Annotated in this window: 18 protein-coding genes; 2 read left to right on the plus strand and 16 right to left on the minus strand. The window is 71.6% G+C overall.

What is annotated here, in order from left to right; all coding sequences use genetic code 11:
- Positions 1–37: 37 nt before the first annotated feature.
- The 8 genes from HNR25_RS00710 to HNR25_RS00745 all read right to left on the minus strand — a co-directional run bounded on the left by HNR25_RS00710 (position 38) and on the right by HNR25_RS00745 (position 9,211).
- The gene (locus HNR25_RS00710) at positions 38–1,201 is read right to left on the minus strand and encodes an acyl-CoA dehydrogenase family protein (protein ID WP_184632493.1); all 1,164 of its coding nucleotides are present in this window, start codon (positions 1,199–1,201) and stop codon (positions 38–40) included.
- A 237-nt stretch (positions 1,202–1,438) separates the two neighbouring features.
- Positions 1,439–2,554 (minus strand): glycosyltransferase family 4 protein, encoded by a 1,116-nt coding sequence (locus tag HNR25_RS00715; RefSeq protein ID WP_184632495.1) that lies wholly within the window; start codon positions 2,552–2,554, stop codon positions 1,439–1,441.
- A gap of 256 nt (positions 2,555–2,810) precedes the next feature.
- Positions 2,811–5,657: a DEAD/DEAH box helicase gene (locus HNR25_RS00720; RefSeq protein WP_184632497.1), complete on the minus strand. Its 2,847-nt coding sequence runs from the start codon at positions 5,655–5,657 to the stop codon at positions 2,811–2,813.
- An 82-nt stretch (positions 5,658–5,739) separates the two neighbouring features.
- Entirely contained in the window at positions 5,740–6,153 is a 414-nt protein-coding gene (locus HNR25_RS00725; protein WP_184632499.1) for a DUF397 domain-containing protein, read from the minus strand.
- A 61-nt stretch (positions 6,154–6,214) separates the two neighbouring features.
- Positions 6,215–7,024, minus strand: a complete 810-nt coding sequence (tatC, locus tag HNR25_RS00730; protein WP_184638648.1) for a twin-arginine translocase subunit TatC — start codon at positions 7,022–7,024, stop codon at positions 6,215–6,217.
- A 161-nt stretch (positions 7,025–7,185) separates the two neighbouring features.
- On the minus strand, positions 7,186–7,521 hold the full coding sequence (tatA, locus tag HNR25_RS00735; RefSeq protein ID WP_184632501.1) for a Sec-independent protein translocase subunit TatA: 336 nt from the start codon (positions 7,519–7,521) through the stop codon (positions 7,186–7,188).
- 62 nt (positions 7,522–7,583) lie between these two features.
- Positions 7,584–7,772 carry a hypothetical protein gene (locus HNR25_RS00740; RefSeq protein ID WP_221459292.1) on the minus strand — a complete coding sequence of 63 codons (189 nt, stop codon included), beginning with the start codon at positions 7,770–7,772 and terminating at the stop codon, positions 7,584–7,586.
- Between the two features lie 218 nt (positions 7,773–7,990).
- The gene (locus tag HNR25_RS00745) at positions 7,991–9,211 is read right to left on the minus strand and encodes an RNA-guided endonuclease InsQ/TnpB family protein (protein WP_184632505.1); all 1,221 of its coding nucleotides are present in this window, start codon (positions 9,209–9,211) and stop codon (positions 7,991–7,993) included.
- On the opposite strand from HNR25_RS00745, the gene HNR25_RS26990 reads away from it, so the two are divergent.
- Together HNR25_RS26990 and HNR25_RS00755 are read left to right on the plus strand one after the other, a co-directional pair.
- A complete protein-coding gene (locus tag HNR25_RS26990) occupies positions 9,210–9,647 on the plus strand; it encodes a transposase (RefSeq protein ID WP_221457394.1) in 438 nt (145 codons plus the stop codon). The two genes, HNR25_RS00745 and HNR25_RS26990, sit on opposite strands and share 2 nt — an antisense overlap.
- Before the next feature lie 71 nt (positions 9,648–9,718).
- Positions 9,719–10,504 carry an SDR family oxidoreductase gene (locus HNR25_RS00755; protein WP_184632507.1) on the plus strand — a complete coding sequence of 262 codons (786 nt, stop codon included), beginning with the start codon at positions 9,719–9,721 and terminating at the stop codon, positions 10,502–10,504.
- A gap of 114 nt (positions 10,505–10,618) precedes the next feature.
- Here HNR25_RS00755 and HNR25_RS00760 read toward each other — a convergent pair whose 3' ends face one another.
- The 8 genes from HNR25_RS00760 to arc form a co-directional block, all read right to left on the minus strand.
- Positions 10,619–12,694, minus strand: a complete 2,076-nt coding sequence (locus tag HNR25_RS00760) for a helix-turn-helix transcriptional regulator (RefSeq protein ID WP_184632509.1) — start codon at positions 12,692–12,694, stop codon at positions 10,619–10,621.
- A gap of 181 nt (positions 12,695–12,875) precedes the next feature.
- Entirely contained in the window at positions 12,876–13,970 is a 1,095-nt protein-coding gene (locus HNR25_RS00765) for an FKBP-type peptidyl-prolyl cis-trans isomerase (RefSeq protein WP_184632511.1), read from the minus strand.
- 171 nt (positions 13,971–14,141) lie between these two features.
- Positions 14,142–15,500 carry a Pup--protein ligase gene (pafA, locus tag HNR25_RS00770; protein WP_184632513.1) on the minus strand — a complete coding sequence of 453 codons (1,359 nt, stop codon included), beginning with the start codon at positions 15,498–15,500 and terminating at the stop codon, positions 14,142–14,144.
- A 180-nt stretch (positions 15,501–15,680) separates the two neighbouring features.
- Positions 15,681–16,460, minus strand: coding sequence for a proteasome subunit alpha (prcA, locus tag HNR25_RS00775; protein ID WP_312862282.1), 780 nt, complete (start codon positions 16,458–16,460; stop codon positions 15,681–15,683).
- Between the two features lie 40 nt (positions 16,461–16,500).
- Complete coding sequence (gene prcB, locus HNR25_RS00780; protein ID WP_184632515.1) at positions 16,501–17,349, minus strand: proteasome subunit beta; 849 nt, start codon at positions 17,347–17,349, stop codon at positions 16,501–16,503.
- Positions 17,350–17,570: 221 nt separating this feature from the next.
- Positions 17,571–17,774 (minus strand): ubiquitin-like protein Pup, encoded by a 204-nt coding sequence (locus HNR25_RS00785; RefSeq protein ID WP_184632517.1) that lies wholly within the window; start codon positions 17,772–17,774, stop codon positions 17,571–17,573.
- Positions 17,775–17,969: 195 nt separating this feature from the next.
- Positions 17,970–19,490 (minus strand): depupylase/deamidase Dop, encoded by a 1,521-nt coding sequence (dop, locus tag HNR25_RS00790; protein WP_345608746.1) that lies wholly within the window; start codon positions 19,488–19,490, stop codon positions 17,970–17,972.
- 290 nt (positions 19,491–19,780) lie between these two features.
- Complete coding sequence (gene arc, locus HNR25_RS00795; protein ID WP_184632519.1) at positions 19,781–21,550, minus strand: proteasome ATPase; 1,770 nt, start codon at positions 21,548–21,550, stop codon at positions 19,781–19,783.
- Positions 21,551–21,601: the final 51 nt, after the last annotated feature.

Here is a 21,601-nt window from a genome sequence, read left to right on the forward strand (position 1 = left end):
GATTCTTGACCGCCTCCCGGCAGCCGGCGGCCGGCGGTCATCCGGCGTCGGCGGAGCGGGCGAGGTCGCGGCCGATCACCATGCGCTGGATCTGGTTGGTTCCCTCGACGATCTGCAGCACCTTGGCCTCGCGCATGTACCGCTCGGCGGGCAGGTCGCGCGTATAGCCCGAGCCGCCCAGCACCTGAACGGCGTCGGTGGTGACGCGCATCGCGGTGTCGGTGGCCAGGAGCTTGGCCATGGCCGCCTGGGTGCCGAAGGCGAGCCCGGCGTCGCGGCGGCGGGCGGCCGCCAGGTACAGCTCGCGCGCGGCCTGCACACCGGTGGCCATGTCGGCGAGCATGAAGGAGATCCCCTGGAAGTCGCCGACGGCGCTGCCGAACTGGCGGCGGGTGCGCGAGTAGGCCACCGCCTCGTCCAGCGCGGCCTGGGCGACGCCGACCGCGCAGGCGGCGATGCCGAGACGGCCGGAGTCCAGCGCCGCCAGGGCGACGGCCAGGCCCTGCCCCTCCTCGCCGACGCGGTGCTCGGCGGGCACCGGTGCCCGGTCGAAGCGCACGGCCGCCGTCGGCGACGAGGCCATGCCCATCTTGCGTTCGGGCGCGTCGGCCTGCACTCCGGCCGTGTCGGCGGGGACGTGGAAGCAGCTGATGCCGCGGCCGCCGGAGTCGGACTCGCCGGTACGGGCGAACAGGGCGTAGTAGTCGGCGGCGCCGCCATGGGTGATCCAGGATTTGGCGCCGTCGACCACGTACCCGTCCTCCGCGGCGCGGGCCCGGGTGCGCATGGCGGCGGCGTCGGATCCGGACTGGGCTTCGGACAGGCAGTAGGCACCCAGCCGCTCCCCGCCGAGCATGTCCGGCAGCAGTTCGGCGCGCTGGCGCTCGGTTCCGTAGGCGGCGACGGGGAAGCAGGACAGGGTGTGCACGCTCACGCCCAGCCCCACGGCCAGCCAGCGGGCGGCCAGCTCTTCGACGACCTGCAGGTAGACCTCGTAGGGCTGGTCACCGCCGCCGTAGTCGGCCGGGTAGGGCAGGCCGAGCAGCCCGGAGGCGCCCAGCAGCGCGAAAGCGTCGCGCGGGAAGGCGCCCTGCTCCTCGTCGCGTGCGGCGCGCGGGGCCAGTTCCGTGTCGGCGATGCCGCGGGCCAGCTCCAGCAGGTCCCGGGCCTCGGATGTGGGCAGGATGCGCTCGTGGGCCATATCTGGGCTCCCTGGAGTCGGGGCGGGGTCCCCGCCCGGAGAACTATGTGGACGTCCTACTTGTTACTAGGACGTCCGAATATATACGGCGGCTCCGGGGCCGGGACCACCGCCCCGCCCGGTTTCCGCCCATGTCCGGGACGCTCCCCCGTCCGGGCGCAGCTCACTCGCCGGCCGGGCCGCACCCGCATGCCGCAGTCTCCGGGGCGGGCCCGGCCGCGGACGCCCGGCGGCCCTTCAGCGCTCCGCCGCCGGCTCCAGCCGTGCCAGCATCCGCTCCCAGGTCCACTCCGCGCATACGCACTCGCGCCCCCGCTCCCCCATCGCCCTGGCGGTGTCGGGGTCGGACAGCAGCAGCGACAGCTTGCGGGCGACCGACCGCGCATCCGCGCCGTCGACGACGTAGCCCGTCTCGGCGTGGCGCACCCGCTCCCCCGCCGCCGCTCCGGCGACCACCGGCAGCCCGCAGGCCGCGGCCTCCAGCAGCCGCGCCCTCGAATCGGCGTTCCGGTGGTCGGAATCCGCGCGGCACGGGAGCGCGAACACGTCCGCGGCGGCATAGAGCCCCGGCAGCTCGGCCCGGGTGAACGGGCCGGCGAAGACCACCTCGTGCTCGACGCCCGCCCAGGCGGCCAGCGCGCGCAGCCGCCGCAGGTCCGGTCCCCCTCCGGCCACCAGCAGCCGCACCCCCGGGACGCGTACCCGCAGCCAGGTCATGGCCCGCACCAGGCTGTCGGCACCGCAGTCGCGCGTCAGCCGGCCCGCGCACAGAACCACCGGGCCCGCTCCGAGACCGAAGCGGCCGCGTGTCTGCGCGCCGTCCGATCCGGGTCGGAAAACGCCGGTATCCACGCCCTCGGCCAGCCGGACCAGCCGCACCGGTGTGTCGGGGTCCAGCATGCCGCGGACCCGCACCCGTGCTGCCTCGCTCGGGCAGGCCAGCACGTCGGCGCCGGAGGCGATGCCGCGCAGCACCGGCCGCGCGGCCGGGCCCCAGGCGCCGATCCCGCGAGTGGCGGCCACGACTTCGCCGCCGCTCCCGGCCCGCACGCGGGCGGCCATCAGGCCGAGCCCGGCCTCGGCCAGCAGCACCCGGTCGCAGCCGTAGCCGCGCATCAGCGCCGCCACGCGGCGCGCGGTGCGCGGGGTCGGCAACAGGCGCGGTCCGGAGCCGCGCTCGATCGGATAGCCCTGGTGATCGTCGTAACCGCCGGTCCCCGACGCGACCGTGTGCACGACCGCACCCAGCCCGTCGTCGCCGGCCAGCCGCCGGGCCAGCCGGCTGCCGAACGTCTCGGATCCGCCCCCGCGTCCGGGGAAGTCGTTGGTGACCAGCAGAGTGCGCGCTGCCATGGCAGCCCCCGTATTCCTCGTCACGGCACCGGTGGCGGCCGTGAACATCCTCGCCTGCAGCATTGTCCGCCCGGCCGGCGGGCAATCCCCGTCCCACCCGGCCGGCGCGGCACCCCGGTATCGGCGCCCCCGCAGCGCACATCCTCCGGTGACCGGTCCCGGCCGCCCTCGACGGCCGGCACCGCCATTGTGCCGGTCGGCGCCGCCCCCAAGCGGGCGTTCGCGCCGCCCGGCCCCCGCCGGCGGGGCCGCAGGATCAGCCCACCGAGGAGTAGGCGACCACCCCGCGGCGGACGAGGTCCACGGCGCGGCGGGCGCTGCGGCGCACTCCGCTGTCCTCGGGGGCGGCGCCGGCGATCTGGCCGAGCATGTCGACCAGCTGCTTGGTGGTGCGCACGAAGTCGCCGGCGGGCATGTCGGCCTCACCGAGGATGCGGTCCAGCCGGTCGCCGCGCGCCCAGCGGTGGGTGATCCACACGAATCCCAGGTCGGGGCGGCGCAGGAACCCGACGCCGTTGTCGCGTTCGACCTCGTGCAACTCGCCCCACAGCCGCTCCATCTCCTCCAGCACCGCGGCCGGAGGGCCGTCGGGCACCCGCGGGAACGGGTCGTCGTTCCGCCGCGACTCATAGACCAGCGAGGACGCGCACGTGGCCAGGTCCTGGGGGGCGAGGTCCTCCCACACGCCCCGGCGCAGGCACTCCGAGACCAGCAGGTCCATCTCGGAGTAGACCTTGGCCAAGCGGGCCCCCTCCTCGGTGACGGTGTCGCCGTCGAGGTACTCCAGGGTCTCCAGCACGCCGCAGACGCGGTCGAAGGTGCGGGCGATGACGTGGGAACGCCCTTCGACGCGGCGGCGCAGCGACTCGGTGTCCTTGCGCAGCCGGAAGTAGCGCTCGGCCCAGCGGGCGTGGTCCTCGCGGTCCTGGCAGGCGTGGCACGGGTGGCGCCGCAGATCCCGGCGCAGGCGGGTGATCTCGGCGTCCTCGGGGGCCTCGCCGCCCCCGCCCTGCTTGGCCGGGTCGACTCCGCCGGTCTCTTCGAGCTTGGCGCGCAGCGCCGAGGCCAGCTCGGTGCGCGACTGCGCCGATCGGGCCGAGAAGTTCTTCGGAATGCGCAGTCGCCCGGCCGGCTCCACCGGCACCGGGAAGTCGGCGGCGTTGACCCGCTTGACCTGCCGCTTGGAGGTCAGTACCAGAGGCGCCGGGGTGTCGCCCTTCAACCCCGGGTCCAGGACCACGGCGAAGCCGGTGTGGCGTCCGGAGGGCACGCGGATGACGTCGCCGGAACGCAGCCGCTCCAGGCTGCGCACCGCTTCGTCGCGGCGGCGGGCGCTGCGGCCCTTGGCCGCCTGGTTCTCGCGGTCGCTGAGTTCGCGCCGCATCCCGGCGTACTCCATGAAATCGCCCAGGTGGCACTGCGCCGCTTCGGCGTATCCCTGCAGGGCCTCCTCCTGCTTGCGCAGCTGCTTGGTCAGGCCCACCACCGCGCGGTCGGCCTGGAACTGGGCGAAAGAGGCCTCCAGCATGGTGCGGCTGCGCTCGCGTCCCACCTGGCCCACGAGGTTGACCGCCATGTTGTAGGAGGGCTGGAAACTGGAGTTCAGCGGATAGGTGCGGGTGCTGGCCAGCCCCGCCACGGCCTCGGGGTCGGTGCCGGGCTGCCACACCACGACGGCGTGGCCTTCGACGTCGATGCCGCGCCGCCCGGCGCGCCCCGTCAGCTGGGTGTACTCTCCCGCCGTGAGCGCTGCGTGGGTCTCACCGTTCCACTTGTCGAGCTTTTCGATGACCACGGTGCGCGCGGGCATGTTGATGCCCAGCGCCAGGGTCTCGGTGGCGAAGACCGCCCGGATCAGGCCGCGGGAGAACAGCGTCTCCACGACCTCCTTGAACGTCGGCAGCAGACCCGCGTGGTGGGCGGCCACGCCGTGCTCCAGGGCGCGCAGCCACTCCTCGTAACCCAGCACCGCCAGGTCGCGGGCGGGGATGTCGGAGCAGTGGCGCTCGGCGAAGGCGCGGATCTCCGCGGCCTCCTCCTCGGTGGTCAGCTCCAGCCCGGCGTATACGCACTGGCGCACGGCGTCGTCGCATCCGGCCCGGCTGAAGATGAACGCGATCGCCGGCAGCAAGCCCTCGTGGTTGAGTTCGTCGACGACCTGAACCCGGTTGGGCGGGGCGTACTTGGTCTTGGGACGGGGCGAGGTGCGCGCCCGCGACTGGGGGTGGCGCCGGCGGTGGGCCAACTGGGTGATGCGGTCCTCTTCGGTGGCCAGCCGGATCAGCCGCGGGTTGACCGCCATGCGCTCGCCGCTGACGACGATTTCGGAGGGGCGGGCGTGCGATGAGCGGTCGCGCTTGCGGGTGCGCTTTCCGCCGCCGCCCCGGGAGCCGCCCTGCTCTCCGCCGTCCTCCTCCCCGTCGAGGGGCACGAACAGGTCGTGGATGCGCTTGCCGGTCATAACGTGCTGCCACAGCGGCACCGGACGGGTCTCGTCGACGATGACCGTCGTCTCGCCGCGCACCTGCTGCAGCCATTCGCCGAACTCCTCGGCGTTGCTGACCGTGGCCGACAGCGCCACCACCCGCACCGATTCGGGCAGGTGGATGATGACCTCTTCCCACACCGCCCCGCGGAAGCGGTCGGCGAGGTAGTGGACCTCGTCCATGACCACATAGGCCAGCCCGGCCAGGGTGCGCGAGCCCGCGTAGAGCATGTTGCGCAGCACCTCGGTGGTCATGACGACGATCGGCGCCTCGCCGTTGACCGTGTTGTCGCCGGTGAGCAGACCGACCTGCTCGGCTCCGTAGCGGCGCACCAGGTCGGTGTACTTCTGGTTGGACAGCGCCTTGATGGGCGTGGTGTAGAAGCACTTGGCGCCGTCGCGCAGCGCGAGGTGCACGGCGTATTCGCCCACGATGGTCTTGCCCGAGCCGGTGGGGGCGGCCACCAGCACTCCCTCGCCCGACTCCAGCGCCTTGCAGGCCCGGATCTGGAAACGGTCGAACTCGAATCCGTAGAGACCCTGGAAATCCTCGATGGCGGCGCTGGATTCTGCTTGGCGCCGGCGGAAAGCGGCGTACCGGGCGGCGTGGGTACTCATATCCACCTAGCCTAGAACGTCGGGGCGGATGGGGAGCACGCGGCGCAGCGCGCCGCCGCGCCGGCGACGGTGCGCAGGCGGATCAGCTCTGCTCACCCTCGGCCTGCGCGCCGCCCTCCTCCGCGGATGCGTCCCCGGCACGGCCGGTCTCGCGGGAGGCGGGTGCGACCACCGCACGCACCGGGACCTCGCCGCGCTGGATGGCGGCTTCCTCGGCCGTGAGGTACTCCTCGGGGATGTCGAACTCGCCGTCCTTGGCGCCCAGCACGAACGCGTCCCACTCGGCGGGGGTGAAGAACAGGGTGCCCTTCTCGGGGTGCTTGCCGTCGCGCACCGCCCGGTACCCGTCCTCGAATTCGGCGACCTCGACGACGGCCGAGGAGTTCTCGCGCGAGAGCGAAGAGCGCTTCCACACGGCGTCGGTGGTGTCGTGCCACTTGGAGTTGCCGCGGGCCTCGGGCGGCAGGTCCCGGGAGGCGGGCGTGGCGTTGTCCATCTGACTGCTCCTCGGCGAACGTCGGATCACCCCGCTGATCGGGGGTTCGGCGTGTCCGAGACTAGCGCTTCGGATCGGGGCCGGGCACCGACTCCGCGTCATCGAGCGGAGAGATCTCGTCGTCGTCGAGCCCGGCGAGACCGTCGCGGGCGCGGCGGCGCCGGTCGTTGACGAAGCAGAACAACTCGGCGGCCTCGAACAGCGCGATGAGCGGAAGCGCCAGCGCCAGCATCGACAGCGGCTCGGCGGGGGTGGCCACCGCCGCCAGCACGAAGATGCCGAAGAGGATGATGCGGCGCGAGCGCGCCAGCGCCTCGTGGCTGAGGACCCCCAGCAGGTTGAGCAGGGCGACCAGCAGCGGGGTCACGAAACCCAGCCCGAACACGAGCATCATCAGCATCATGTAGCTGAGGTAGTTGGTGATGGTGATCATCGCCGTCGCGCCCTCGAACGCGAAGCCGAACAGCACCGTCATCGCGAGGCTGGTGATGTAGTAGGCCAGTGTCGCGCCGCCGACGAACAGCACCGCGGCCAGCGGGACGAAGACGTAGGTGTAGCGCTTCTCGCGGCCGTTGAGCGCCGGTGCGACGAACGCCCACAGCTGGTACAGCCAGAACGGGCAGGACACCGCCAGGCCCACGATCAGCCACACCCGGAAGGCGACGAAGAAGGGATCGAACACGCCGGTGAAGATCAGGTCGCATTCCTGGCCGCCGCCGCGCACGTCGGCCGGAAGGGAGCAGTAGGGTTCACTGAGCCAGGCCCACACCGGGTCTTCGACCAGGTATCCCACCACGGCGCCCGCCGCGATGAACACCATCGCCTTGAGCACCCGGTTGCGCAGCTCGCGCAGGTGGTCCATGAGCGGCATGCGGCCCTCGGGGTCCCGCGACCGCCGCTGCCGTGCTCGCCCCGCCTGCATCGCCCGCTACGCTCCTCGTGCCCGGCCTCGTCCGTTCGCCGGCGCGCCCGTGTACGCGCCGTTCGCCGCAGCGCCCCCGCTGAAGGCGCCGTCCTCCGTCCGTCCGGATTCTAGCCGCTGCTGCTGCGGCGGACGGGCTCACCGTTCTCGTCGACGACCTGCCGACCGGACGGAAGCTCCGGGTAACCGCTGCGGGCGTCCTGCTGCGGCTGCTGCGGGGGCGCGTCGACGCCGGACGGCGCGCCCGCCTGGGTGCCGGCCCCGCCCTGCGTCTTCTGGTCGGACGTGTCCTCGGCCTCTTCGTCGGCCAGGCCCTTGGTCTCGGCCTTGAGGATCCGGGCACTGCGGCCCAGCGACCGCGCCAAGTCGGGAAGCCGCCGCGCACCGAACAGGATCAGCGCGATGACCACCAGAAAAGCCAACGTCTTGGGATCGAACAAACCCATGTCTCAACCTCTTTTCCCGGCGCCACCTGCGCCATCGATGGTACGCCCCGGCGGTGCCAGGATCACGGGGCGCCCACCTTGTCGCGCCCGGTGCGGGCGCGCAGCCTGTCGTATGCCGGTTCGACCTGGTCACGGGTCCGCTCCAGCTGGTTGCGGAGCCGCCGCAGTTCGGCGAGCATCCGCAGGGCGCACGCGCCCACGCAGATCAGCCCGACGGCGGTCAGCGCGATCAGCACAGCGAACACGAACACCACTCCAGCTTACTGCCCGTCCCGCGCAATGCGGATTGCCTCGGGATGAATCCGACCGATCGGGTGTGCGAACCGCGGTCGGTCCCGTCCGGTCATCCTAGGCTCCCCGCCCGCAGGCGGAAAGGGGTCCCCACCGCCCGCTCAGCCGGCACACCCCGGGCGCCGGGCGCGCCGGGCAGAAGTCCGCACCCGGATCGTCTTGACTTCCGCTCCCCGGGCTAAGAGCCGGGGATTCCTACGGCGGCCGGTCGGCCGCTTCGGCGGGTTCCCGCTTCATCGCGCTGCGCCCGAACGGGTTCGGGTCTTACCTGCGCTCCACGGGCTGATGCCGCCAGTCCGGCGGCCGTGGCGACGTTGACCGCCGCGTTGACGTCCCGGTCGAGGACGGCCCCGCAGTCGCCGCACGTCCACACACGTACATGCAAAGGCTTGGGCCCGTCCTTGACGCCGCACACCGAACACACCCGGGACGTGGGTTCGAACCGCCCGATCCTGACCAGCCTCCGGCCGTACCGCGCGGCCTTGTACTCCAGCATGCGCACGAACGCCGACCACCCCGCGTCATGCACCGACTTAGCCAGCCTGGTGCGGGCGAGCCCGTTCACCGCCAGGGTCTCCACGGCCACCGCTTGGTTCTCGCGGATCAGCCGGGTGGAGAGCCGGTGGTGGAAATCGCGCCGTGCGTCGGCGACCCGGGCGTGAGCGCGGGCGACCTTCACCCTGGCCTTGTCCCGGTTGGCCGACCCCTTCTGTGTGCGGGACAGGCGGCGCTGTTCCCGCTTGAGCTTCTTCTCGGCCCGGCGCAGGAACCGGGGCGAGTCGACCTTCGTGCCGTCCGACAGCACCGCGAAGTGCCCCAACCCGAGGTCGATGCCGACCTCGCCGGTGGTCTCGGGCAGCGTCTCGTCCCGGCCGGTCTCGACGACGAAGCTCGCGAAGTACCGTCCGGCGGCGTCCTTGACCACGGTGACCGACGACGGCACCGACGGTAGCGCGCGGGACCACGTCACGCGCACGTTCCCGATCTTGGGTAGCGACAGGTCGCCGCCGGTCGTGATCCTCCAGCGGGCGTTGGCAGTGAACCGGACGGTCTGACGCCGGTCTTTGCGGGACTTGAACCGGGGTGCGCCCATGCGCGGGCGCTTGCCCGTGAGGCCGTCGAAGAAGGTGCGGTAGGCGGCGTCCAGATCCCTCAGCGCCTGCTGCAGGACCACGGCGGACACGTCGCCCAACCATGCGCGCTCGGGGGTCGCCTTCGCTCGGGTGATCAGCTTCTTGGACAGGTCCCCGGTCGTCGGGAACGCGTCGCCGCCGGTGCGGGCGGTCTCCCGCGCCCGCAGCGCGTCGTTGTAGACCACGCGGGCGCAGCCGAACGCCTGCGCCAACGCTTGGCGCTGGGGGCCGTTGGGGTACAGGCGGAACCGGTACCGGAGCTGCATGCGAACAAACGTACTACAGGGGGGCACGGGCCCACACGAGAACGCCGGAACCGGCAGACACCGCGTTTCCGTTCTGCATGCGCACTCGGTTTTCGTTACGAAGTACCGGCATGCGGTGTTCTCCGACGCCCACCTTCACCGCATGGAGGAGGTCATGCGGTCGGTGTGCACCGACGTCGCGGCCGATCCGGTGGAGTCCGACGGCGCGGGCGAGCACGTCCACCCGCCGGTGCACCTCCCGCCCGACACCGCGGCCTCCACACCGGTCGACAGCCGCACGGGCGTGTCCCCGCGCCGGTCGCGCCCGGAATTCTGCGAGCGTGTCCGCCACTGCCAGCGCGGGCGAGCGGCCCCGGTCGGGCTCCTACTCCGCCGGCCCGGCCGGCGACACCCCGTCGACCGCGGTACGGCGGAGCACTGCCGACGACCCCGGTAGCGTTCTCAACGGCCGCGGGTCCGGGCAGGCCGACGGGCCCGACATCGCATCCTCGGGGGGGGGATCGGGACATGCAGAACAGGTTTTCCGGCAAGGTCGTGCTCATCACCGGCGCCGGCTCGGGGCTGGGCAGGGCCGCGGCGGTCGAGGTGGCGGCGGAGGGGGCGCGGCCGGCGCTCGTGGACGTCAGTGAGCGGGGGCTGGCCGATACCGCCGCGGCGGTCGAGGAGGCGGCGCCGGGCGCCGAGGCGCTGCGCATCACCGCCGACGTCACCGACGAGGACGCCGTCCGCCGCTACGTCGACGCGACCCGGCAGGCCTACGGCCGTATCGACGGGTTCTTCAACAACGCCGGTGTCGAAGGCAGGCAGAACCTCACCGAGGACTACGGATCCGAGGAGTTCGACAGGGTGGTCGGGATCAACCTCCGCGGTGTCTTCCTCGGGCTCCGCTACGTGCTGGCGGTCATGCGCGAGCAGGGTTCGGGAACCGTGGTCAACACGGCGTCGGTCGGCGGTATCCGCGGTGTCGGCAACCAGTCCGGCTACGCCGCGTCCAAGCACGGTGTGGTGGGGCTGACCCGCAATTCGGGCATCGAATACGGCCCCTTCGGGATCTCGGTCAAGGCCATCGCGCCGGGCGCGATCATGACCCCGATGGTCGAGGAGTCCCTGAAGCAGATCGACCCGGAGAACTGGCAGGAGGCGGGGCGCGAGTTCGTCAGCGCGAACCCGATGCGGCGCTTCGGCCGCCCCGAGGAGATCGGGCATCTCGTCGCGTTCCTGCTGTCCGACCAGGCCGGATTCATCAACGCCACCACGGTGCCGATCGACGGCGGCCAATCGGAGCAGTACTGATCCCCGCGGCTGCGCCCCGCCGGGGCGCAGCCGCGTGCCGACGCGCGTGCTCCCGGGGCGGTCAGATGCAGCGGGCCGCGCGCCGAAACGGTCGGGGCCGCCGCGGCGATCCGGTCAGCCGTCCTGCCCGTAGGCGGCCAGGGCTCCCCGCGCCTCCTCGCGCACCCGTTCGGCCAACTCCAGCGGGGCCACCACGCGCGCCAGCGGCCCCAGGCGCAGCGCCAGCCGGCACACCCACGCCGGCGCCGGGGTGCGCAGGACCGCGCGCACCCGCCCGCCCTCGAACTCGCGCACCGACGAGCACAGGTACTCCTCGGTGACCCACCGTGCCGCGGGGGCGAGGTCCAGCGTCACGCGGGCGTCGTCGGCCGACAGCTGCAGCACGCCCTCGCTGAGGTCGCGGCGCCGGGCGCGGTCCGGGACCTGCGCGGGCTCGGGCAGCACCGTCAGGTCCAGCACGCGGTCCAGCCGGAACAGCCGCACGTCGCCGCGCAGCCGGCACCAGCCCTCCAGGAACGCGTGGCCGTCGTGCACCACCAGCCCCATGGGGTCGACGTCGCGCTCGGTGACCTCGTCGGCGTAGCCGGCCAGGTACCGCAGGTGCACCAGCTGCCCGCTCCGCAGCGCTTCGTCGCAGCGCCGCTGGACCTCGCGCACCTCGTCGCCGAGTTCGATGCGCACCCCCACCGACCCCGCCAGGCGCTCCAGCGGGTCGGGGGCCTCCTCGGCGGCGCCGGCTTCGCGGGCACCCGCGGCCTCGCCGATTCCGGACGGGGCGGCCGCCGCGGACCGCAGCTTCTCGCCGACCCGCTTGAGCGCCTCGCTGTCGGCCACACCGGGCAGTTCGGCCAGCAGTTCGACGCCGATGACCAGACTGGCGGCCTCGTCGGCGGTCAGCCGCAGCGGCTGGGCCAGGGTGTCGGCGTTGCCGATGATGATCTCGCCGGTGGCCTCGGCGGCCTCCAGATCGACGTCGATCAGGTCACCGGGAGTGTAGCCGGGCAACCCGCACATCCACAGCAGGCTCAGGTCCTTGAGCACCTGGCGCTGGTCGAGGTTGAAGTGGGCGGCGACCTCGGGCACGCGCACGTCGTGGCTGAGGGCGTAGGGCACCAGCATCAGCAGCCGGCGCAGCTGCTCGGAGGAGGCCGACTGGCGGCGGGTGGCGGTCCAGGGGCCGGGGCCCTCGTCGGATGCGGCGGCATCACGCGGATCGGGGTCGCGGGCGGCCAGCTCGGCCAGGTGGGCGGCCACGGCTTCGCGGGCCTCGGCGGGCGCCTCGATCACCGCGCGGTCGCCGAAGCGGGCCACCGCCCCGACGAGGTCGGCGACGTCGGTGTAGGGCAGGTCGAGCACGTCCCAGCGCCGGTTCTCGGCGCTGTGCTCGCCGGCCACGATGCGCTGGGCGGAGCGGCGCAACTCGTGCCCGGCGTCGGCGCGGACCCGTACCCGGGCCAGCCCTTGCGGCTCGCTGCTGCGGCCCAGCCGCACCACCGTGCGCACGTCGACCCCCTCGGGCACGTGGACGGGCGGGCCCGCGGAGGCGACCTCGACCTCGCCGGCGATGCGGCCCAGCCGGAAGACCCGGCGGTCCCCGCGGTCGCGGTCGTAGCCGGCGACGTACCAGTGGCCGTGGACGTTGACCACACCCCAGGGCTCCAGGCTGCGCCGGGCGGCGGCTTCGTCGCCGGGCTTGCGGTAGTCGAAGCGGATCGGCCGGCGGTCGCGCACCGCCTGCCAGATCGGAAGGAACGCCGGTTCCTCGGTGCCCAGCACGGGTGTGAGGGCGGGGGCGGCGTCGGTGTCGACGGGTACTCCGGCGGCGCGCAGCTTGAGGATGGCGTTGGCGGCGGCCTCGCCGAGCGCGGCGTGCCGCCAGGCGCGGGCGGCCAGGCCGAGCACGGCGGCCTCGTCGGCCAGCAGCTCGATCTCGGGCAGCCGGTAGTGGGCCCGCAGGATGCGGTAGCCCTCCTCGCCGCTCCAGACGTCGCCGCCGCCGGTCTCGATCGGGATCCCGGAGTCGCGCAGTTCGCGCTTGTCCCGTTCGAACATCCGCTTGAAGGCGGAGTCGGTTTCGGCGTCCTCGTAGCCGGCGACCGTCGAACGGATCTCCCGCGCGGTGAGGAAGCGCCGGGTGGCCAGCAGGCAGATCACCAGGTTGAGCTGCCGTTCGGTCTTCTTGCGCGACATCGGACCTCCGTTATCCTTCCGCGCCGCGGCCGCGGGCCTTCACGCCCTGACGGTACCGCGCCCGGGAGGCGGGAGTGACGCCGTGCACAACCGGCGCCCGCGCACGGGGCGGGGCCGCCGGACGCGCAGGGGCGCCCGGCCCGGAGCGGGCCGGGCGCCCCTGCGCGCGGAAACCGTGCGGTCAGCCGTCGTCGGAGCCGCCGCCGTCGCCCGAGCCACTACCGTCGCCGGATCCCTCGCCCGATCCCTCGCCGGAGCCGTCGCCCTGCTCCTCTTGGGGTGCGCTGTTGACCGCGTCGAGGATGTCGATGACGAACACCAGGGTGCCCTCGGGCGCCCCCTGCTGCGCGGCGCTGTCGCCGTAGGCCAGGTCCGGCGGAACGACCAGCAGCATGCGGCTGCCGACGTTCGCACCGACCAGGCCCTCGTCCCAGCCCTCGATGACCTGGCCGTCGCCGATGAGGAAGGTGGCGGGCACGCCTTCGGCGCCCTCGCGGCTCCAGGTGGAGTCGAACTCCTCGCCGTTGTTCCACTGCACGCCGGTGTACTGCACGACCAGCTGCTGGCCCGCCTCGACCTCGGGACCGTCGCCCTGGATCAGCGCTTCGGTCCGCATCTCCGCCGGAGGATCGGTGTCCTCGGGGACGGTGATGTCGGGCTGGTCGTGGCCGCTCTGCTCGACGGTGGGCAGCCCGTCACCGCCCTCGCTGTCCTGCTGGCCGGGCACGACCTCGGCCTCGCCGTAGCGTTTGCGGATGTCCAGTACCGACACCGAGCTGCCCGGTTCGGGCGAGGGCTGGCCCTGCTGCTGGGCCTGCTCGGGGTCCTGGGGCGGGAAGGCGTAGACGACCCGGGTGCCGACCGGCTGGTTGACCAGGCTCTCGGTCAGGTTCTCCTGGAGCTGGCCGAGGTTGAGCAGGATGGGGGCGTCGGCCTCATACGTCGACTGGGTCTGCTCCGCCTTGCCCTCGGCGGTCCACTGGTACTCCACGACGTCGGCCTGGACGATGTCGCCGCCGCGGATGAGGTCGTTCTCGCCGTCGCCCTTCTCGACCACGCCGGAGACCTGCTCCTGGGGCGGGGCCTTGCCGCTGAAGTCGACCTCGGGTTCCGTGCCGAATTCGCCGCTCACCTCGGGCAGCCGGTCGTCGATCTCCTGGCGGTCGGTCTCCAGGAAGGCGGGCGTGCGCCAGTCCTCGGGGATGGCACTGCAGCTCGACACCGCGAGCAGCACGGCAAAAGACGGCACCGCGATGGCGGCGGCACGCAGTCGCATAGGTCACTACCTCAGATATCCGGCTCGGGTCCCCGACACACTATCGGAGTGCCCATGATGCAGTAGTTCTGTGAGAACAGCGTAAGAGCCGGAAGCGCGCGGTGACATACCGATCGCATACCGGTCGGCGCGCCCGCCCCGCCCCGGGCGCGCCGGTTGCGCGGACCGGGGCTACATGCCGGCGATGAGCTTGTCGACGCGCTCGTCGACGGACTTGAAGGGGTCCTTGCACAGCACCGTGCGCTGAGCCTGGTCGTTGAGCTTGAGGTGGACCCAGTCGACGGTGAAGTCGCGCCGCTTCTCCTGGGCCTTGCGGATGAACTCGCCGCGCAGCCGGGCCCGGGTGCTCTGGGGCGGCACCGACTTGGCCTCGAAGGAGTGCAGGTCGCCGATGACGCGGTCCATCTGGCCCTTGCGCTGCATCAGGTAGAACAGCCCGCGGTCGCGGTGGATGTCGTGGTACGTCAGATCCAGCTGGGCCACCCGCGGCGAGGACAGCGACAGCCCGTGCTTGGTTCGGTAGCGCTCCAGCAGCAGGTATTTGGACACCCAGTCGATCTCGCGCGCTACCAGTTCGAGGTTCTGGGTCTCGACGGCTTCGAGGGTGCGCGCCCACAGTTCCAGCACCCGCTTGCCGGTGGCGTCGGTGCCGTTGCGGTCGACGAAGTTCTGCACCTTCTCCAGGTATTCGCGCTGGATCTCCAGGGCGCTGGCCTCGCGCCCGTTGGCCAGGCGGACCTTGCGCCGCCCGGTCATGTCGTGGCTGATCTCGCGGATGGCGCGGATGGGGTTCTCCAGCGTGAAGTCGCGCATCACCACCCCGTTCTCGACCATGCGCAGCACCAGGTCGGTGGAGGCCAGCTTGAGCAGGGTGGTGACCTCGCTCATGTTGGAGTCGCCCACGATGACGTGCAGCCGGCGGAAGCGTTCGGCGTCGGCGTGGGGCTCGTCGCGGGTGTTGATGATGGGCCGCGACCGGGTGGTCGCCGAGGAGACGCCCTCCCAGATGTGCTCGGCGCGCTGGCTCACGCAGTACAGCGCGCCGCGGGGCGTCTGCAGCACCTTGCCGGCCCCGCACACGATCTGGCGGGTGACCAGGAAGGGGATGAGGATGTCGGCCAGCCGGCCGAACTCGCCGTGCCGCCCCACCAGGTAGTTCTCGTGGCAGCCGTAGGAGTTGCCGGCGGAGTCGGTGTTGTTCTTGAACAGGTAGATCTCGCCGGCGATGCCCTCTTCGTGCAGGCGCTGCTCGGCGTCGACCTGCAGCCCCTCCAGAATGCGCTCGCCGGCCTTGTCGTGGGCGATGAGGTCGGCGAGGCTGTCGCACTCGGGGGTGGCGTACTCGGGGTGGCTGCCCACGTCCAGGTAGAGCCGGGCGCCGTTGCGCAGGAACACGTTGCTGCTGCGGCCCCAGGAGACCACGCGGCGGAACAGGTAGCGCGCCACCTCATCGGGGGAGAGCCGCCGCTGGCCCCGGAACGTGCAGGTGACGCCGTATTCGTTCTCAAGACCGAAGATCCGACGTTCCATGTGGTCTCACCAATCCCGTCCTGTCACCGCCCCCGGCCGGTATCCGGAGTGCTGCAACGGCTCCCAGAGTATTCATCGCCCACGGGGGTGTGCGGAAACCCCGGCGGGCGCGGCCCCGCGCCGCGGCGCCCGCCGCTGCGGGCAGTGCCGGGCTGCCGGGCCGCGCCCGCCGATCGCGTGTCAGGAACCGTTCGTCCGGTCCTGGGAGCCGCCGCCCGGCTCCTCCGCCGCCGAATCCTGCGCCGGATCCGCTCCGCCCGACGCCGCACCCTCTTCCATCAGGGAGGTGAGCCGGTCGCCGGTGACGCGCCGGAACTTGCGGTGCTCGCGGCGCCCGCGCTCCAGGACGGCCACCTCCAGTCCGGAAGAGTCCAGATCACGCTCCTCGCCGTTCTCGTGGCGCAGCGCGTGCACGGCGGCGTTGACGGCGGCGCCGAGCGAGGCGTCCTTGTCGAACCGCTCCTTGAGGGCGGTGGTGACCTGCTCCGCCGATCCGCCCATCGCCAGATAGCCCTGCTCGTCGACCACCGAGCCGTCGAAGGTGATGCGGTAGATCTGGTCGGAGGCGGCGTCGTCGCCGACCTCGGCGACGACGATCTCCACCTCCCAGGGCTTGTTGCTCTCGCTGAAGACGGTGCCCAGGGTCTGGGCGTAGATGTTGGCCAGCACCCGGCCGCTGACGTCGCTGCGGTCGTAGGCGTAGCCGCGCACGTCGGCGAGGCGCACCCCCATCTGGCGCAGGTTCTCGAACTCGTTGTAGCGGCCCACCGCGGCGAAGGCGATGCGGTCGTAGAGCTCGCTGATCTTGTGCAGGGTGCGGGAGATGTTGTCGGCAACGAACAGGATGCCGCCGTCGTACTGCAGCACGACGGCGCTTCGGCCGCGGGCGATGCCCTTGCGGGCATAGTCCGCCTTGTCCTTCATGCTCTGTTCGGGCGAAACGTAGAACGGCATCGACACCGCGAATCGTTCCTTTGCTACAGATCGTCGGGGCGGGGGCTCAGCGCAGCGGTGCCCGAGGGCCGTCGGGCCGCTGCGCACGCTCCTCGACCACCGCGGTGGCCAGGCGCGCGACGTCCTCCTCCGCCATGCGGCGGTGGCCGTCCTCGGTGATCACGTCGACCAGCGGGTAGATCTTGCGGTGCAGATCGGGGCCGCCGGTGGCGGAATCGTCGTCGGCGGCGTCGTAGAGCGCTTGGAGCGCCACGCGAACGGCGTCCTCCTCGGCCAGGTCGTCGCCGAAGAGCTTCTTGAGCGAACCGCGGGCATAGACCGCGCCCGATCCGATGGTGTGGTAGTCGTGCTCTTCGCTGCGCCCGCCGACGGCGTCGTAGCTGAAGATGCGGCCCAGGCCGCGATCGGTGTCGTAGCCCACCAGCAGCGGCAGCACCACGAAGCCCTGCAGCGCCATGGGCAGGTTGCCCCGGATCATCGTGGCCAGCCGGTTGGCTTTGCCCTCAAGGGACAGCGAGCGCCCCTCCATCTTCTCGTAGTGCTCCAGCTCCACCTGGAACAGCTTGGCCATCTCGATGCCGACACCGGCGGCCCCCGCGATGGCCACGGCCGAGAACTCGTCGGTGCGGTAGAGCTTGTCCACGTCGCGGTTGGCGATGACGTTGCCGGTGGTCGCCCGGCGGTCGCCTGCCAGTACCACGCCGTCGGGGAAGGTCAGGGCGACGATCGTGGTGGCCTCGGGGGTCATGTGCGTCGTGGTGGCGCCCTGCGGGAGCTCCCGTGCGGTCGGCAGCAGGTCGGGAGCGACCACGCCGAGCAGCTCGGCGAACGAAGAGGTTCCCGGATTCATGAACGCGGCCGGCAGCTGTCCACCGCCGTCGAACGCTTCGGACACTCGGCTCCCTTCGGATTGCGCCCCGCCCGGTGGGGGCGGGCGGGACGCGTGAGGTTGTTCTGTCGGCAGGTACCGGCGACCCTAGTGAGCGCCGAGACGAGCGGCGCACCGGCGTGCCGGGACTTGGCTGAGAGCGAACCGGCCGGCGGCCCGGCCCCCCGGCCGGGGCCGTTCCCGCCGCGCCGGGTGCCGCGGCACCCGGCCTCCGCCCGGGTCGCGGATCACTGGCCGCCCTTCTGCACGAACTGGCGCACGAAGTCCTCGCTGTTGGTTTCGAGAACCTCGTCGATCTCGTCGAGGATGTCGTCGGTGTCCTCGTCCAGCTTCTCGTTGCGCTCCTGCGCCTCGGTGCCGGCCTCGGTCTCCTCGACCTCTTCCTCATGGCGGCTGCCGTGCTTCTGGCCGCCGGTGTCCTTCGTCGCCATGGATGCAACCTCCTCGATGGAGCATTCGCCCTTATCTTGGCCCAAGCGCGGGCGCCTCAACCTCGATTGCGGTGCCTGTTGTGCTTGCGTTACCGGCCGCCCCGGGCACCGCCCTGTGCCCGGGCGAACGCGCCCCGCCGCACGGGGATTCCCGGCCGCCGGCGGGGCGGCCCTCCAGCGGGCGGGCCGCCGGGCTCAGCGGCGGTCCCCGGTCAGGACCGAGACCAGGTCGGCGGCGGTGGCCGACTGCTCCAGCAGGTCGCCCACGTGCTCGCGGGTCCCGCGCAGGGGCTCCAGCGTGGGCACGCGCTGCAGCGAGTCGCGGCCGGGCAGGTCGAAGATGACCGAGTCCCACGAGGCCGCGGCCACCGAGTCGGCGTACTTGGCCAGGCAGCGCCCGCGGAAGTAGGCGCGGGTGTCCTCGGGCGGCTCGGTGACGGCCCGGTCGACCTCCCCGTCGCCCAGCAGCCGCTGCATGCGCCCGCGGGCCGCCAAGCGGTTGTACAGGCCCTTGTCGGCACGCACGTCGGAGTACTGCAGGTCGACCAGCTGGAGGCGGTGGTGGCCCCAGTCGATGTCGTCGCGGCTGCGGTAGCCCTCCAGCAGCTTGAGCTTGGCCACCCAGTCCAGCTCCTCCGAGAGCTGCATCGGGTCGGCGGCCAGGCGCTCCAGGGTCGATTCCCAGCGGTCGAGGATGTCGGCGGTTTCGGCGTCGACGTCGGGACCGAACCGGTCCTGGACGTACTTGCGCGCCAGTTCCAGGTACTGGCGCTGCAGTTCCACCGCGGTCATCCGGCGGCCGTCGCGCAGCCGGGCGGCGTGGGTGAGGCCGGGGTCGTGGGAGAACGCCCGCAGGTCGGACACGGGGGTCTCCAACGACAGGTCCACGTTGAGGAAGCCGTCCTCGACCATGGCCAGCACGAGCGCGGTGGTGCCGAGCTTGAGGTAGGTGGAGACCTCGCTCATGTTGGCGTCGCCGACGATGACGTGCAGGCGCCGGTACTTGTCGGGGTCGGCGTGGGGCTCGTCGCGGGTGTTGATGATGGGCCGCTTCAGGGTGGTCTCCAGGCCCACCTCGACCTCGAAGAAGTCGGCGCGCTGGCTGATCTGGAATCCGCTGTCACGGCCGTCGGCGCCGATCCCCACACGTCCCGCCCCGCAGATCACCTGGCGGGAGACGAAGAAGGGGATGAGGTGGCGGACGATGTCGCCGAACGGCGTGGACCGGCGCATCAGGTAGTTCTCGTGGCAGCCGTAGGAGGCGCCCTTGTTGTCGGTGTTGTTCTTGTAGAGCTGGATCGGCTCGACACCGGGGATGGTGCTCGCGCGGGCGCAGGCGTCGGCCATCACGCGCTCTCCGGCCTTGTCCCACAGGACCGCGTCGCGGGGGTTGGTGACTTCCGGAGCGGAGTACTCGGGATGGGCGTGGTCGACGTAGAGGCGCGCGCCGTTGGTCAGGATGACGTTGGCCAGCCCGAGGTCCTCGTCGGTGAGCTGGGTGGAGTCGGCGACCTCGCGGGAGAGGTCGAATCCGCGCGCATCGCGGAGCGGGTTCTCCTCCTCGAAGTCCCAGCGGGCCTTGCGCGCTCGCGCGGCGGAGGCCGCCAGGTAGGCGTTGACCACCTGTGTGGAGGTCACCATCGCATTGGCACCGGGGTTTCCGGGCACGGAGATGCCGTACTCGGTCTCGATGCCCATAATCCGCTGCACACTCATGCTGGAAGGTTATCCATCGTCGCGGGGTCTTGAACTCCCTTCAGCGAATTGTGGCCCGACAGCCACCGGTTTACCCCCTTTGCGCCCGCTTCGTCATATCCGAGAGGCCGTGCTGTGCCCGGGATGCGGGGCCGGAACCGCCGTGGGCAGGTTTCCAACGGGCCGGTCGGCCGCCGGGCGTGGCGCGGGGGCCGGCCGCACGCGCTTCCGGACGGGCACCGCGGGCGCCCGCCGCCCACGAGCGGAAGGCCGGGCCGCGCGGGGCGGCCCGGCCTACTGCGTCGGGCATCCTACAGGTACTGGCCGGTGTTGGCCACGGTGTCGATGGAGCGCCCGGAGTCGGCGCCCTTCTTGCCCGAGACCAGGGTGCGGATGTAGACGATCCGCTCGCCCTTCTTCCCGGAGATCCGGGCCCAGTCGTCGGGATTGGTGGTGTTGGGCAGGTCCTCGTTCTCGCTGAACTCGTCGACGCAGGCCTGCATCAGGTGCGAAACGCGGATGCCGCGTGCGTCGTCGTCGATGTAGTCCTTGATGGCCATCTTCTTGGCCCGGTCGACGATGTTCTGGATCATCGCGCCGGAGTTGAAGTCCTTGAAGTACAGGACGTCCTTGTCACCGTTGGCGTAGGTGACCTCCAGGAAGCGGTTCTCCTCGCTCTCGTCGTACATCCGCTCCACCACGCGCTGGATCATGGCGTCGACCGTGGCGCGCGCGGACCCGCCGTGCTCGGCGAGGTCCTCGTCGTGCAGGGGCAGGTCGTCGGTGATGTACTTGGAGAAGATGTCGCGCGCGGCCTCGGCGTCGGGACGCTCGATCTTGATCTTCACGTCCAGGCGCCCGGGCCGCAGGATCGCCGGGTCGATCATGTCCTCGCGGTTGGAGGCGCCGATGACGATGACGTTCTCCAAGCCCTCCACACCGTCGATCTCGCTGAGGAGCTGGGGCACGATGGTGTTCTCGACGTCGCTGGACACCCCGGACCCGCGGGTGCGGAAGATGGAGTCCATCTCGTCGAAGAACACGATGACCGGCGAGCCCTCGCTGGCCTTCTCGCGGGCGCGCTGGAAGACCAGGCGGATGTGGCGCTCGGTCTCGCCCACGTACTTGTTGAGCAGTTCCGGGCCCTTGATGTTGAGGAAGAAGCTCTTACCGACGTCGCGGCCGGTCTTGTCCGAGACCTGCTTGGCCAGGGAGTTGGCCACCGCCTTGGCGATGAGCGTCTTGCCGCAGCCGGGCGGCCCGTAGAGCAGCACGCCCTTGGGCGGGCGCAGCTGGTGCTCGTAGAAGAGGTTCTTGTGCAGGTACGGCAGTTCGACCGCGTCGCGGATCATCTCGATCTGCCCGCCGAGGCCGCCGATGTCGGTGTAGGCGATGTCGGGGACCTCTTCGAGGATGAGCTCCTCGACCTCCGACTTGGGGATGCGCTCGTAGATGTAGCCCGAGCGCGGCTCCAGCAGCAGCGAGTCGCCCGGGCGCACCGGCTGGTCGCGCAGCGGCTCGGCGAGCCGGACGATCTTCTCCTCGTCGTGGTTGCTGATCACCAGGGCCCGGTCGTTGCCCTCGAGGAACTCCTTGAGGAGCACGACCTCGCCGATGGTCTCGAACGACTGGACCTCGACGACGTTGAACGCCTCGTTGAGCATCACCTCCTGGCCGGGACGAAGGTCGCCGACCTCCACCGAAGGGCTCACGCTGACCCGCATCTTGCGCCCGTTGGTGAAGATTTCGACGGTCTCGTCCTCGCGTGCCCCCAGGAACACGCCGAATCCCGACGGAGGCTGCGACAGCCGGTCGACCTCTTCCTTCAAGGCCGTGATCTGGTCGCGAGCCTCCTTGAGTGTCTCCACGAGGCGCTCGTTCTTACCGTTCGCGGCGGCCAGGTTGGCCTGCGCCTCACGCAACCGGTCTTCGAGCAGCCGCACGTGGCGGGGGGAATCGGCGAGCTTGCGCCGGACTACGCTGAGCTCCTTTTCCAGATAGGAGACTTGAGCGGTGAGTTCCGCGACTTCACGGTCGCGTTCGGTCTGACGCTCGTCGTCGCGATCGGCCACGTCCGCCACCTCCCTGTAAGAAGGACGACTACTCGAAACCCTACCTACCCGTGGACGATT

It is taken from the genome of Streptomonospora salina, assembly GCF_014204715.1.
In the GTDB taxonomy this organism is placed as follows: Bacteria; Actinomycetota; Actinomycetes; order Streptosporangiales; family Streptosporangiaceae; genus Streptomonospora; species Streptomonospora salina.

What these genes read in the sequence shown, in the direction of transcription:
- HNR25_RS00725 (WP_184632499.1), bottom strand. Translation starts at nt 6,153, where the DNA reads ATGGACAACGCCACGCCCGCCTCCCGGGACCTGCCGCCCGAGGCCCGC.
- HNR25_RS00720 (WP_184632497.1), bottom strand. Translation starts at nt 5,657, where the DNA reads ATGAGTACCCACGCCGCCCGGTACGCCGCTTTCCGCCGGCGCCAAGCA.
- HNR25_RS26990 (WP_221457394.1), top strand. Translation starts at nt 9,210, where the DNA reads ATGCGAACAAACGTACTACAGGGGGGCACGGGCCCACACGAGAACGCC.
- HNR25_RS00755 (WP_184632507.1), top strand. Translation starts at nt 9,719, where the DNA reads ATGCAGAACAGGTTTTCCGGCAAGGTCGTGCTCATCACCGGCGCCGGC.
- dop (WP_345608746.1), bottom strand. Translation starts at nt 19,490, where the DNA reads ATGAGTGTGCAGCGGATTATGGGCATCGAGACCGAGTACGGCATCTCC.
- HNR25_RS00745 (WP_184632505.1), bottom strand. Translation starts at nt 9,211, where the DNA reads ATGCAGCTCCGGTACCGGTTCCGCCTGTACCCCAACGGCCCCCAGCGC.
- HNR25_RS00710 (WP_184632493.1), bottom strand. Translation starts at nt 1,201, where the DNA reads ATGGCCCACGAGCGCATCCTGCCCACATCCGAGGCCCGGGACCTGCTG.
- HNR25_RS00715 (WP_184632495.1), bottom strand. Translation starts at nt 2,554, where the DNA reads ATGGCAGCGCGCACTCTGCTGGTCACCAACGACTTCCCCGGACGCGGG.
- HNR25_RS00765 (WP_184632511.1), bottom strand. Translation starts at nt 13,970, where the DNA reads ATGCGACTGCGTGCCGCCGCCATCGCGGTGCCGTCTTTTGCCGTGCTG.
- HNR25_RS00785 (WP_184632517.1), bottom strand. Translation starts at nt 17,774, where the DNA reads ATGGCGACGAAGGACACCGGCGGCCAGAAGCACGGCAGCCGCCATGAG.
- tatC (WP_184638648.1), bottom strand. Translation starts at nt 7,024, where the DNA reads ATGCCGCTCATGGACCACCTGCGCGAGCTGCGCAACCGGGTGCTCAAG.
- tatA (WP_184632501.1), bottom strand. Translation starts at nt 7,521, where the DNA reads ATGGGTTTGTTCGATCCCAAGACGTTGGCTTTTCTGGTGGTCATCGCG.
- pafA (WP_184632513.1), bottom strand. Translation starts at nt 15,500, where the DNA reads ATGGAACGTCGGATCTTCGGTCTTGAGAACGAATACGGCGTCACCTGC.
- HNR25_RS00760 (WP_184632509.1), bottom strand. Translation starts at nt 12,694, where the DNA reads ATGTCGCGCAAGAAGACCGAACGGCAGCTCAACCTGGTGATCTGCCTG.